General features: G+C 44.5%; 11 protein-coding genes. 8 read left to right on the top strand and 3 right to left on the bottom strand.

Annotation, left to right across the window (positions count from 1 at the left end; genetic code table 11):
• Positions 1-19 precede the first annotated feature (19 nt).
• Positions 20-1,030 carry an adenosine deaminase gene (locus tag OH460_RS06430; RefSeq protein WP_269996002.1) on the bottom strand — a complete coding sequence of 337 codons (1,011 nt, stop codon included), beginning with the start codon at positions 1,028-1,030 and terminating at the stop codon, positions 20-22.
• Between the two features lie 351 nt (positions 1,031-1,381).
• Here OH460_RS06430 and OH460_RS06425 point away from each other — a divergent pair, with 351 nt between their 5' ends.
• Positions 1,382-1,699, top strand: a complete 318-nt coding sequence (locus OH460_RS06425; protein ID WP_004741494.1) for a DUF3622 domain-containing protein — start codon at positions 1,382-1,384, stop codon at positions 1,697-1,699.
• 171 nt (positions 1,700-1,870) lie between these two features.
• On the opposite strand, the gene OH460_RS06420 is transcribed toward OH460_RS06425, so the two are convergent.
• A complete protein-coding gene (locus OH460_RS06420) occupies positions 1,871-2,917 on the bottom strand; it encodes a succinylglutamate desuccinylase/aspartoacylase family protein (RefSeq protein WP_019824906.1) in 1,047 nt (348 codons plus the stop codon).
• A gap of 272 nt (positions 2,918-3,189) precedes the next feature.
• Between OH460_RS06420 and OH460_RS06415 the strand changes: the two genes are divergently transcribed.
• Positions 3,190-3,729 carry a DUF3332 domain-containing protein gene (locus tag OH460_RS06415; RefSeq protein WP_004741496.1) on the top strand — a complete coding sequence of 180 codons (540 nt, stop codon included), beginning with the start codon at positions 3,190-3,192 and terminating at the stop codon, positions 3,727-3,729.
• A 123-nt stretch (positions 3,730-3,852) separates the two neighbouring features.
• Here the strand turns inward: OH460_RS06415 and OH460_RS06410 are convergent, their stop codons facing one another.
• Positions 3,853-5,325, bottom strand: coding sequence for an aminoacyl-histidine dipeptidase (locus OH460_RS06410; RefSeq protein ID WP_269995975.1), 1,473 nt, complete (start codon positions 5,323-5,325; stop codon positions 3,853-3,855).
• Positions 5,326-6,385: 1,060 nt separating this feature from the next.
• On the opposite strand from OH460_RS06410, the gene OH460_RS06405 reads away from it, so the two are divergent.
• From OH460_RS06405 to OH460_RS06380, 6 genes are all read left to right on the top strand, one after another.
• On the top strand, positions 6,386-7,675 hold the full coding sequence (locus tag OH460_RS06405; RefSeq protein WP_008218658.1) for an NCS2 family permease: 1,290 nt from the start codon (positions 6,386-6,388) through the stop codon (positions 7,673-7,675).
• An 83-nt stretch (positions 7,676-7,758) separates the two neighbouring features.
• A complete protein-coding gene (gene tet(34), locus OH460_RS06400; protein WP_004741499.1) occupies positions 7,759-8,223 on the top strand; it encodes an oxytetracycline resistance phosphoribosyltransferase domain-containing protein Tet(34) in 465 nt (154 codons plus the stop codon).
• Positions 8,224-8,312: 89 nt separating this feature from the next.
• A complete protein-coding gene (frsA, locus tag OH460_RS06395) occupies positions 8,313-9,566 on the top strand; it encodes an esterase FrsA (RefSeq protein ID WP_269995974.1) in 1,254 nt (417 codons plus the stop codon).
• 144 nt (positions 9,567-9,710) lie between these two features.
• Complete coding sequence (crl, locus tag OH460_RS06390; protein ID WP_017060787.1) at positions 9,711-10,100, top strand: sigma factor-binding protein Crl; 390 nt, start codon at positions 9,711-9,713, stop codon at positions 10,098-10,100.
• Between the two features lie 76 nt (positions 10,101-10,176).
• Positions 10,177-11,361, top strand: a complete 1,185-nt coding sequence (gene proB, locus OH460_RS06385) for a glutamate 5-kinase (protein ID WP_012604650.1) — start codon at positions 10,177-10,179, stop codon at positions 11,359-11,361.
• 66 nt (positions 11,362-11,427) lie between these two features.
• Positions 11,428-12,678, top strand: a complete 1,251-nt coding sequence (locus OH460_RS06380) for a glutamate-5-semialdehyde dehydrogenase (protein WP_269995971.1) — start codon at positions 11,428-11,430, stop codon at positions 12,676-12,678.
• Positions 12,679-12,789: the final 111 nt, after the last annotated feature.

Here is a 12,789-nt window from a genome sequence, read left to right as displayed (position 1 = left end):
GAAATTAACGCTTATCAACTTATTGACTGTTCGCTATCAAGTATTGACGTACCTGCGTAATCAGGTCCTCTTTGGAGTTAGGGGAGATGAAACTCGCTTCCACGGCATTAATACTGAACTGGGCTAACTCTTGATGGGTGACTGGGTGGGCATTGGCAACCGCGAGGAAATTGTCATTCATGTAGCCACCAAAGTAAGCTGGGTCATCGGAATTGATGGTGACACAGAGTCCTTTTCTCAGCAGTTCGACAATGTTGTGTTGTTGCATGGTATCGAAGACTTTTAGCTTGGTATTCGATAGTGGACAAACCGTCAGTGGAGTACGTTTGGCTATTAGTTGCTCCATCAGTTCTTTATCTTCAACACAGCGAACGCCATGATCAATTCGTGTAATACCTAACAAACTCAATGCATCGATAATGTTTTGCGCAGGGCCTTCTTCTCCGGCGTGTGCGACAGTCAGGAAGCCTTGGTTGAGCGCTTCTTGGAATACATGCTTAAACTTCTCGGGTGGGTTACCTTGTTCCGATGAATCTAAACCAACCGCAATGATTTTATTTTTGTAAGGCAGAGCCTGTTTGAGTGTCTCGAACGCGCTGTCTTCATCAAGGTGGCGTAGAAAGCACATGATCAGTTGGCTGCTTATCCCAAGTTCATTTGTAGCTTGGTCGAGTGCACGAGTGATGCCAGTGATAATAGTGTCAAAGGCGATGCCGCGCTCGGTGTGGGTTTGTGGGTCGAAGAAAATCTCAGTGTGAACCACATTGTCTTGTTGGCATTTTAATAGGTAGGCCCAAGTGAGGTCGTAAAAGTCTTGTTCATGAATCAGTACATTGGCGCCTTGATAATAGATGTCGAGAAAGGACTGAAGATTGTGGAATTGGTAGGCATCTCGTACTTGCTCTGGGTTCTCAAAGGGAATCGACACGTTATTGCGCTTGGCCAGTTCGAACATCAGTTCGGGCTCTAGTGTGCCCTCAATATGTAAGTGCAGCTCAACCTTCGGTAAATTTTTGATGAAGCTATCCATAGCAACTCCTTAGCTATTTTAATTATGGGCGGAGTAAGGGAGATAATTAGCGCCAACCAAGGTTACGGGTTAGACGACTCATTTATCTCTGTTTGAGCATAGTTCATTTGATGGTTGTCGATGAAATGAGGTTGAAATTGTTAGAGATTAGAGGCTGTTGAGGGCTTTGAAATGATCCGCAAACGATTTGCAGCACTGGAGTGTGATCCGCTGCAAATATTTGCAGCAATATTCGTTGATTTGTGCTCTAATACCGCGCTTACCAAGGGATGGTGTTAAAAGATGCTCACTTAGATGGAGTTATCAAAGTTGACCGATCCCTTAATGATCTCCCTTAGGAAAAAATAGAACATGTCTAAGAACAAAAAATTTGATATCCGCCTTACAGAAAAACGCAACGGCTGGTGTGCAGAGATTACTCGTCAAGTAACGTCTCGCAGCACAACAGTATCTAAGCGTGAGTCTGGTTTTGAAACAGAAGCGCTTGCACAAGAGTGGGCTGAGAAAGAGCTAGCATCTTTCATCGCAAACCAAGCTGAACGTAACGAGCGTAAAGCGGAACAACGTAAAGAGCGCGACGAACTACGTCACGCTAAAGAGCTTAAAGCTGAGCAAGCACGTGAAGCACGCGCTAAAGCTCGTGCAGAAGAGCAAGAAGACGCTGAGTAATTCGGTGCACGGTTAATTTATAGGTCCCTTAATTTAAGATAAGGGACCATAAAAAAAAGCCCCAATATAGTCACCTATGTTGGGGCTTTTTCGTTTGTGGAGTTCGTTTCTATTTTGCTTAAGACCGACGGTTTTGGCTTCTGCTTTTAACGCCGATCTCCTAAGCTTTAATCAGTTATTCAGCGCAGTTAGCCAATCATCTTCTGCTACTTCTTCAATGTAGCTTTCTACTGTTTGTCCCACTTCTTCATCGTCTTGCTTGAAGTAAGCGATGTGGAACACAGCATCACCTTCGTTCACCAAAGGTAGCGTTTGTTGGCCAATCACGATACCGCCTTTAGTCGTGATAACTTGGCTCTCTTGATGACCCAGTGGAGAACTGATGTAGGCAAGAGTTTGTCCTGCTTCAACTTGTTCGCCCAGTCTCACCATGTTACGCAAGATACCGTCTGATTCTGCACGAATCCAGCTGGTGGATTTGCTCAATACTGGTTCTGGCAGCTTCTTACGGTTCGGACGCAGCATGCCGATTTCTTTCATTACTTGGTGAATGCCAAGGTAGCCTGCACGAATCGCTAGGTGATCAAAGCGCAGTGCCTCACCACCTTCGTATGTCAGTACTGGAATCCCCAACTTTTCCGCTTCACTTCGTAGTGAACCATCACGTAGAGGTGAGTCGATGATCACTGGGGTCGCGAATGCTTTTGCGATGCGCATGGTTTCTGGGTTCGAAAGGTTCGCACGAATTTGTGGCAAGTTCGTACGGTGAATCGCACCCGTGTGTAGATCCAGAATGAAATCACAGTGCTTAGCCACGTTCTCGAAGAAAGTGTAAGCGATACGTGATGTTAGCGATCCTTTCTCACTACCTGGGAAGCAACGGTTTAGATCGCGACGGTCTGGTAGGTAACGAGACTTATGGATGAAGCCGAACACGTTAACGATCGGCACGACAATCAAGGTACCTTTCAGTTTCTTTGGATCGATAGCGTTCGTCAGTTGTCGAGCAATCTCAACACCATTTAACTCATCACCGTGAATCGCTGCGTTTACCATCAGTGTTGGACCTGCTTGGCGACCGTGAATGATTTCAATCGGGATTGAAAGTGGAGAGTGCGTGTAAAGCTGAGCTGCTTGCAGTTCAATCTCCATTCGCTGTCCTGGCTGAACAGTAGAACCAAGTAATTCGAATGGTTGATTAGGTTTTAGTCTTGCCATTTAGGTTGTTCTCAACATGGTGATAATTCGTTAACACGGAATGTAGCAATCGTTGATTTTTAGTACGAATCAATCGGTTTACGGTAACGACAAAACTTTTTTGTGGAGGCGTATCGGGAACGGTATTCCATGTATGGCGCCCCCTTTGGAATACGCTTTTTATTTGTAAGGTTTCTGACAATTTATTGATTTAACTCTGATAATTGTGTTTCTCGCACTTGCTATTATCCATCGCCATTTTCTGGCGGCCAATTTCAAATATCGAGATGAAAATGAAAAAAACAATTTCAAAAGTTGTAGCACTTGCAGTGGTATCTGTTGCTTTATCTGGCTGTGTTGGTAGCAACGCAGTAACGGGTTACCTAATGAAGTTCAACCTTAAAGCCGTTGATAACCGTTACGCACGTGGTGGCTTAAACTTACTGTTGGCACCGGCATACGGTCTAACGGTTGCAGCGGATTACTTGGTATTCAACTCACTAGAGTTCTGGACTGGTAGCAACCCACTAACGGGTGCGCCGCATATCTTTGATACTAAGGTGGATACTTACATTGATATCAACCATCAGCTAGATCCGTCTCTAACGGAAGCGCCTGTAGGTCCAATCACTAATGTAAATATGATCGAAAAAGGTCAGATGCAGCAGATTGATGAAAACACTATCCAAATGGATATCACTTACCAGTCTGGTGAGCGAGCGACACTAATCGGTGTTCGTGATGGCGAGATGGTAACGTACTTCATCGATGGCGAAGTCGTTGCACAAACGTCAATTGATGAGCTAGAGAGCTACGCAGCGTCACGCGCTTAATGTCTTAGCTGGTTGCAAAGATTAGATACAAAAACAGGTACTCATTGAGTACCTGTTTTATTTTGTCTGAATAAATGGTGTTTACTGTAAACACCATTTATTGAACAAACGTAGCTTATCTAATTAAGCTTTTTCTGGGATTGCTTCTAGTAGCGCAACCATTTGGTTCCAGAATAGCTCAACCGTATCAATCTTCACTTTCTCATCTGGAGAGTGAGGGAACTTGATAGTAGGGCCGAAAGAAACCATGTCCATGTTCGGGTAAGGTTCTTTGAATAGACCACACTCAAGGCCAGCATGGATAACCATGATGTTTGGCTTGTGACCGTAGATGCCTTCGTACATGTCGCGGAAGATGTGCATGATTTCTGAATCTGCATCTGGCTTCCAACCTGGGTAAGCGCCAGAGAACTCGATGCTCGCACCCGCAAGCTCTGCTACAGAGTGAAGCATGCTTTCAACTTGGCTACGGCCAGAGTCGATCAGAGAGCGGATTAGGCAAAGTACAGTGATTGAGTTCTCTTCTGTCGTGATAACACCCACGTTTAGAGATGTCTCAACAACACCTTCAATCTCATCACTCATACGAATCACGCCGTTTGGCGCCGCGTTAAGTGCTGCGATGAAGCGAGCTTGGTCAGCAGCTGCAAGTGCACCTATTTCAACTGAAGCTTCTTCGTTGAAAGTCACGATGCTGTCTTCTACTTTACCTAGCTCTGTTGAAAGTAGCTCTGTGTAGTAGTTGTATAGCGAAGCCAGTTTTTCTTGGTTTGCCGCTGGAACAGCAACAGTAACGAAACCTTCACGAGGAATCGCGTTACGTAGGCTACCACCTTTGAATTCTACGATGCGTAGGTCTAGCTCTTTTGCGTGACCAGCCAGGAAGCGAGCAAGTAGTTTATTCGCGTTCGCACGACCAGTGTGGATGTCACAACCTGAGTGACCGCCTTTTAGACCTTTAAGCGTAAGCTTGCGAGTCACGAAATCTGCTGGGATTGCAGTACGAGCAACATCAAATGTCATTGCGCCGTCGATACCGCCAGCACAACCCATGTACACTTCGCCTTCTTGCTCTGAATCGGTGTTAAGAAGGATGTCGCCTTCTAACCAACCCGCTTCAAGACCGAATGCACCTGTCATACCTGCTTCTTCGTCTACAGTTAGTAGAACTTCGATTGGGCCGTGCTTGATTTCGTTTGATGCAAGAACCGCTAAGCATGATGCCATACCCATGCCGTTATCTGCGCCAAGCGTTGTGCCTTTTGCAGTAACCCACTCACCGTCGATGTACGGTTGGATTGGGTCTTTAGTGAAGTCATGAACCGTATCTTCGTTCTTTTGTGGAACCATATCGATGTGAGCTTGTAGCACAACACCTTTTTTGTTTTCCATGCCCGGCGTCGCAGGCTTTTTGATGAATACGTTGCCCGTTGGGTCACGGCGTACATCTAGCCCTTGCTCTGTTGCCCAAGCAATAATGTATTGAGCAAGCTCTTCTTCATGCTTAGAAGGGTGTGGGATTGAGCAAATCTTATCGAAGAACTGCCAAATAGGGGCAGGGGATAATTTACTGATCTCAGAATGGAATTCAGACACGGATGACTCCTTTTTTATTTGATAACCATATATTTAGGCTCTCTATGGGTGTAAACATAGAGCAAAAACCTAAAATATAGGTCTGTTTTGATGCCGACAGCATACCATTAGAGTGTTTTGACGAGTAGCGCTTCTAAACCTGAAATGCTTCAAATTTTGAACGCCATCTTGTTCATTTGATCTTTTATAAGTGCTCTGATGCTTATAAAGATGTAAGCAAACGTTTGTTTAAGTCTGTTTTGTAATTTTATTACGAAATTAAGTTTGCAAAATAACCGTTATTGGTCAAAAGTGTGACCTGAAGCAAAAAATACTTGTAATCTTTTTTCTTTAGGGTATATTTATAACCAACTTCTGAAGTGAAGAGTAAATGCTCAAAGGATGAGTCCGTTTATCGCCTCCAAGGAACCGAGAAATCAAATTCGTTTTTTATTGATTTATTAAGGTGATAGTTATGAAAGGTTTACCATCTGCAATGTTCTGGCTTAACAACTCTGTTTACACTAGCAACTTTGCATACCCTACAAGCTTTGGTTACTAATACTATAAGCATGTAACTCGAACAGTTTTGTTCACCCCTATATATTGGAATTCTCTTACAACCCTCTTGGTTGACAGATTCTACCGCCACTCAGTTTTGAGTGGCGTTTTTTTTGCCTGCTACTTTATCCCCAGCTGTGATTCGTCATCTATCTACAACTATGCTCGGTTGTTTTTTAAACAGCAAAATATCAATTTGAGCCTTATTACCGATCCTGTTGAAAATCGGACAACTCTTGTGGGTTTGAATTGGCAAATTTAGCGCCAGATTCTTAATGAAAATAATTGATGGTTGAAAAAGTAATCAAATAAATACGACCGTTAAATTGTTTTTAGTCTATTGTTTTTAATGTGTATTTTTCTTTTTTGATGTGATTTTTAATCGCTTGGTTTCATACGCCATTCTGATAAATATTATTTAGAGCCTTAATTCTATCTGGAATTTGTTATTTGATAACTTTATAATCCACAGCCAATCGATTACGCAACCGTTTACTTTTTACCCTTATAGGATTCGATAATGTTCGAAAAGCTATTCAAACTCAGTGAAAACGGCACCAATGTGCGCACTGAAATCATCGCAGGTCTAACAACCTTCCTAACAATGGCTTACATCATTTTTGTAAACCCAATGATCCTAGCTGATGCTGGTATGGACCACGGCGCTGTATTTGTAGCAACCTGTTTAGCGGCTGCTATTGGCTGTTTCATCATGGGCTTTGTTGCTAACTACCCAATTGCTCAAGCTCCAGGTATGGGCCTGAATGCCTTCTTTACCTACGCGGTTGTAATGGGCATGGGTTACACGTGGCAAGTTGCGCTAGCGGCAGTGTTTGTTTCGGGTGTGATCTTCATTTTCTTGAGCATCTTTAAGATCCGTGAGTGGATTATCAACTCGATTCCTATGTCTTTGCGTGTAGGTATCTCTGCGGGTATCGGTCTTTTCCTAGCGTTTATCGCACTTAGCAATGCTGGCATCGTGGTTTCTAACCCTGCAACTAAAGTATCACTTGGCGACATTACTGCTATTGCTCCTATCCTTGGTGCTCTTGGTTTCTTCCTTACTATTGCCCTTGTACACCGCGGTGTGAAAGGCGCAGTAATGATTGCAATTCTAGCTATTACAGCTCTTGGCATTATCATTGGTGACGTTCAGTACGGCGGTATCATGTCTACACCACCAAGTCTTGCTCCTACTTTCATGCAGCTTGATTTCTCTGCAGTATTTGAAATCGGTATGATCTCTGTTGTATTTGCTTTCCTATTCGTCGACTTATTCGATACAGCGGGTACGCTAGTGGGTGTTGCTACAAAAGCGAACCTAATTAAAGAAGATGGCAAACTACCTCGCCTGAACAAAGCACTGCTTGCTGACTCAACAGCAACGTCTATTGGTGCTCTTCTAGGTACATCGAACACGACTTCATATGTAGAGAGTGTTTCAGGTGTTGCTGAAGGTGGTCGTACTGGTCTAACGGCTGTTGTCGTGGGCGTACTTTTCCTTCTTGCTCTTTTCTTCTCACCACTTGCAGGTATGATTCCGGCGTACGCAACATCAGGCGCGCTTTTCTATGTAGCAATTCTGATGATGTCAGGCCTAGTTGGCATTGATTGGCGTGATCTTACGGAAGCAGCACCAGTCGTGGTAACATGTCTACTTATGCCGCTGACGTACTCTATTGCTGAGGGTATCTCACTAGGTTTCATCGCTTACGCTGCAATTAAGCTGCTAAGTGGTAAAGGTCGCGACGTTTCACCTGCTGTGTGGATCATGTCGGTAATCTTTATTCTTAAATACATTTTCGCTTAATCGTCTAGATTTCTGCTTAAACGCTGAAGAGGCTATGTTTGGCATAGCCTCTAATAACATGAAAAATTATTAGGTTTTATACTATGAGCAACAAATTCGTTATCACTTGGGACAACATGCAGACTTACTGCCGTCAACTAGCAGAAAAGCAAATGCCAGCAGAGCAGTGGAAAGGTATCTGGGCTGTAAGCCGTGGTGGTTTGGTTCCTGGTGCAATCTTGGCTCGTGAACTGGGTATTCGTCACGTAGATACGATTTGTATTTCTAGCTACGACCACGATCACCAACGTGATATGACTGTCGTTAAAGCACCTGAAGGTGACGGCGAAGGTTTCCTAATCGTTGAAGATCTTGTTGATAGTGGTGACACTGCACGTAAGCTTCGTGAAATGTACCCTAAAGCAAAACTGATCGCGGTATGTGCTAAGCCTTCAGGCGCGCACCTACTAGACGAGTACATTGTTGATATCGCTCAAGACACATGGATCGAGCAGCCTTGGGATACAAGCCTAAGCTACGTTGAGCCAGTAAATCGTAAGTCAAAATAAGCGTAAACTTAGTTTTTTGAGAAATGACCCTTTATAGGGTCATTTTTTTTTATATTATTAGTCAAAATCATTTCTTATTAAGTGTCCCAATGTCTGAATCAGAAGAAACGAGCTCGAACCTTTCGGAAACCTTGTTTGTAAAACACAAGCAGGCCAAAGAGACCTCAATGCTGACACAATACATGCCAAGCTCTGAAGCGTTATTGGATGAGAAGCGTGAACAGCAAAACTCATCGTGGTACCGAAACTTAAGGCGTCTTCAGTGGGTATGGCAAGGCGTGAACCCTATTGAGCAAGAAGCTGTATTAGCTCGTATTGCGTCGTCAGACAACTCTCGAACTACCGATGAGTGGCTAGATACCGTGATGGGATACCGCAGTGGTAACTGGGCCTATGAGTGGACCAAGTTGGGCATGTTGCATCAGAACCGTTCCAACGACAAAAGCGGTGAAGAGGTGGCTGAAGAGTTGTTCTCGGCGTCTTTATGTTTCAGCATTGCAGGTTACCCGCACCTAAAGAATGACAATTTGGCGGCTCAGGCCCAAGTATTAGCAAACGCAGCCTATTCTGAAGCAATTAAGCATACCAAGCTGATTGTTAAGCAGATTGAGGTGCCGTATCAGAACAAGAAAATCAAAGCCAACCTACACCTAGCGAAAACCGACAAACCGCAACCAGTTGTGATCGTGAGTGCAGGTTTGGATAGCTTGCAAACGGACATGTGGCGTTTGTTTAGGGATTATCTGGCGCCAAAGAACATTGCGATGCTTACCGTCGATATGCCATCGATAGGTCACAGCTCTCATTGGCCGTTAACCGAAGATTCTTCGTGCCTGCACCAAGCGGTATTGAACGAGCTGCCAAATATCCCATGGGTTGATCATCATAAAGTGGGCTTGTTTGGTTTCCGTTTTGGCGGCAATGCGATGGTGAGGCTGTCGTTTATCGAGCAACAGAAGGTCAAAGCGTGTATCTCTCTTGGTGCGCCAATTCACGATATTTTTGTGCATGCCGATAAACTAAAGCAGATGCCGAAGATGCATTTAGATGTACTGGCTTCTCGTTTAGGTAAAGGTGCTGTTGATATCAATAGTCTTTCTGGTCAGTTGATGGCGTGGTCTTTGAAGGTCCAAGGTCTGTTAGCGAACAGTAAAACCAGCGTTCCTATCTTAGCGTTAGCCTTAGAAGGGGATCCTGTGTCACCGCCAATGGATAATCAACTGGTTGCTATTTACAGTGATTACGGCAAGGCAAAGAAAATCAAATCTAAATCAATTACACAAGGTTATGAGCAATCCCTCGAATTAGCGATAAAGTGGCTTGAGGATGAATTATTTAGATGACATTTCTCCTAAATTAGTTAAGCATGAAAAGTGTACAAACTAAGTATCTGATACTCAGGGATAATTTATAAAATCCAAATGCGTAGTTTCTACGTATAACAGTCTGAGTAACGTCATTCTTAACATTGAAAATGGAGATTCAATATGTCAGAAGTGACACAACAACCTACGCATTACCGCTTGTTGAATGTTTTAAAGGCGATCGGGCCTTACTTAAGGGAACCGCAATCAGAAGAAGGCCACTACATCTTTGATTGCTTGTCTGTATGTGTGAACGATAAAAAATCACCAGAAGAACGCGAGTTCTGGGGCTGGTGGCTGGAATTGGATAAGTCGGAAGAGGGATATTCGGCGAAGTACAATATCGGTAAGTACAACATTGATGGTAACTGGGATTCTTTGCCGTTACCTAAAAAGGCGGTCGCTGAGGTCTCTCGAACTCAAGAAGCCTTCCACAAGAAACTGGTTGATGAACTTCAAAGTAAGTTTGAAATCAGTATCCAATTAGACGAAGAGTCTGTCGAATTCGTCTAATTTTAAAGGTTACTCTTCTATATAAAGCAAAAAGGTGCGATTTCGCACCTTTTCTGCTTGTGAATTCCCCTTTTGATTGCTAAAACATCACCTCTTATTTGTTTTATCCATAAAAGACTTCATGACAACAAATCATCAAAGCGGGACAACAACACAGCGTAAAACTGTCGTTGTTAAACTGGGTACCAGTGTCTTAACTGGTGGAACATTGGCATTAGACCGCGCTCATATGGTTGAGCTGGTTCGTCAATGTGCTGAATTAAAAAAACAAGGCCACTCTGTGGTTATGGTTTCGTCTGGCGCAATTGCAGCAGGACGTGAGCACCTTGGTTACCCCGCACTTCCCAACTCAATGGCGAGCAAACAGTTGCTTGCGGCAGTTGGGCAAAGCCAGTTGATTCAAGTTTGGGAGTCTTTGTTTGCTATCTATGGCCTTAAGATTGGCCAGATGCTACTGACTCGTGCTGATCTCGATGATCGCGAGCGTTTTCTTAATGCACGTGACACGATCAACGCACTGGTTGAGCACGATATTATTCCAGTAGTAAACGAAAACGACGCAGTAGCAACCAACGAAATTAAAGTGGGCGACAATGATAACTTGTCGGCCTTAGTGGGTATTTTGTGCGGCGCTGATAAGCTTTTGCTACTAACAGACCAAAAAGGCCTGTTTACGGCTGACCCTCGTAAAGACCCAAATGCTGAGCTCATCAAAGAAGTGAAAACCATTGATGACACACTGCGCAAGATCGCAGGCGGCAGTGGTACGACATTAGGTACCGGCGGCATGGCGACAAAACTGCAGGCGGCTGACATTGCTCGTCGCGCAGGCATCGAAGTGATTATTGCTGCGGGCAGTGCTGAAAATGTGGTGTTTGATTCACTCAGTGACAACCCACAAGGCACACGTTTCTTGCCTTTAGCGGAAGCGCTTGAAAACCGTAAACGCTGGATTTTAGCGGGCCCTGCTTCAGCAGGTGACATAGTGGTTGACGACGGCGCAGTAAACGCAGTTAACACTAAAGGCAGTAGCTTGTTGGCGAAAGGGGTTGTTCGAGTTAAAGGCGAATTCTCTCGTGGTGAAGTTACCCAAGTCACCGACAGCAAAGGCAAAGTAATTGCGCGTGGTATCGCCAGTTATTCAAGCCAAGACCTAGCAAAAATTGCAGGCAAGCACAGTAAAGATATTGGCGACATCCTTGGATACGATTATGGGTCAGAAGTCATTCACCGTGACGACCTAGTTGTGATTCAAGAGTAGCTCGTGATGATAAGGCGAATCGCCTTTTTGCATCCAAAGACAGACAGAATTTAGGGAGAGTTAAACGTGGATTTAACTAACATGGGTATCGCAGCAAAAGACGCTGCTTTCCACCTAGCGACCGCATCTACGGCGCAAAAGAATAAAGCATTGGCGATCATCGCTGATGAGCTAGAAGCAAACGCTGCAACGATTCTAGAAGCGAACGCAAAAGATATAGAACTTGGCCGTGAAGCCGGTCTAACTGATGCACTATTAGATCGTCTGTTGCTCAACGAAGAGCGCTTAACAGCCATTGCTAATGACGTTCGTAACGTGATTAGCCTGAATGACCCTGTGGGCAGCGAAATCGACAGTAAGGTACTGGAAAACGGTATGTCATTGTCTCGCCGCCGCGTACCGCTTGGTGTGGTGGGTGTTATCTATGAAGCGCGTCCGAACGTAACCATTGATATTGCTGCACTGTGTCTGAAAACAGGTAACGCAAGTATCCTGCGTGGCGGTAAAGAGACGTTTTTCTCGAACATGGAACTGGTTAAAGTTATCCAGTCTGCATTAGAGAAAGCAGAGCTTCCTGCAGCTTCTGTTCAGTACATCGAGAAGCCTGATCGTGAACTCGTTTCTCAACTGCTTAAACTGGATGACTACGTGGATATGATCATTCCTCGTGGCGGCGCTGGCTTGCACAAGATGTGTAAAGAGAACAGTACCATTCCAGTTATCATCGGCGGCTTTGGTATCAGCCATATCTTCGTTGATGAAAGCGCTGATCTTGAGAAATCTGTCGATGTGGTTGAAAACTCAAAAGTTCAACGTCCATCAGCGTGTAACTCGTTAGATACACTGCTAGTGCATGAAGCGGTTGCTGAAGCTTTCCTAACTAAGCTGAAACAGCGTTTAACAGGCAAGGTAACCTTGGTTGCTGATACCAGTGCAAAAACGCTGCTAGCGGGTTTTGAAGACCAACGTGATGCGGTTGAAGGCGACTTTGACACCGAATGGCTAAGCTACACACTAGGCGTAAAAGTGGTTGCGGATGTTGCGGAAGCGATTGACCACATGCGCGTACATAACGCGAGCCATTCAGATGCGATCATGACTAATAGTTTAGAAAGCTCTGAGCGTTTCATTAACTCGGTAGGCTCTGCAGCAGTGTATGTTAATGCATCAACTCGCTTTACTGATGGCGCACAGTTTGGTCTAGGCGCCGAAGTAGCAGTCTCTACTCAGAAACTGCACGCTCGTGGTCCTATGGGCTTAGAAGAGCTGACCAGCTACAAGTGGGTGGGCAAAGCGAATTATCTCGTTCGCGGTTAACGTTTCTCGTTAGCTTTACTCTGCAGCTCATTTTAAAAATTGCTATCGCGTAGCAATAATCAATGAATCAGCACACAAAAGGGCCTTAATTGGCCCTTTTTCTTTCCTAAC

It is taken from the genome of Vibrio sp. Makdt (assembly GCF_027587015.1).
GTDB lineage: Bacteria > Pseudomonadota > Gammaproteobacteria > Enterobacterales > Vibrionaceae > Vibrio > Vibrio chagasii_B.
Note: the sequence above shows the minus strand (reverse complement) of the source record. Positions and strands in the feature narration are given on the sequence as shown.

Coding starts and splice junctions, on each gene's coding strand:
- OH460_RS06415 (WP_004741496.1), top strand. CDS start 3,190: ATGAAAAAAACAATTTCAAAAGTTGTAGCACTTGCAGTGGTATCTGTT.
- OH460_RS06420 (WP_019824906.1), bottom strand. CDS start 2,917: ATGGCAAGACTAAAACCTAATCAACCATTCGAATTACTTGGTTCTACT.
- crl (WP_017060787.1), top strand. CDS start 9,711: ATGTCAGAAGTGACACAACAACCTACGCATTACCGCTTGTTGAATGTT.
- OH460_RS06405 (WP_008218658.1), top strand. CDS start 6,386: ATGTTCGAAAAGCTATTCAAACTCAGTGAAAACGGCACCAATGTGCGC.
- frsA (WP_269995974.1), top strand. CDS start 8,313: ATGTCTGAATCAGAAGAAACGAGCTCGAACCTTTCGGAAACCTTGTTT.
- OH460_RS06425 (WP_004741494.1), top strand. CDS start 1,382: ATGTCTAAGAACAAAAAATTTGATATCCGCCTTACAGAAAAACGCAAC.
- OH460_RS06430 (WP_269996002.1), bottom strand. CDS start 1,030: ATGGATAGCTTCATCAAAAATTTACCGAAGGTTGAGCTGCACTTACAT.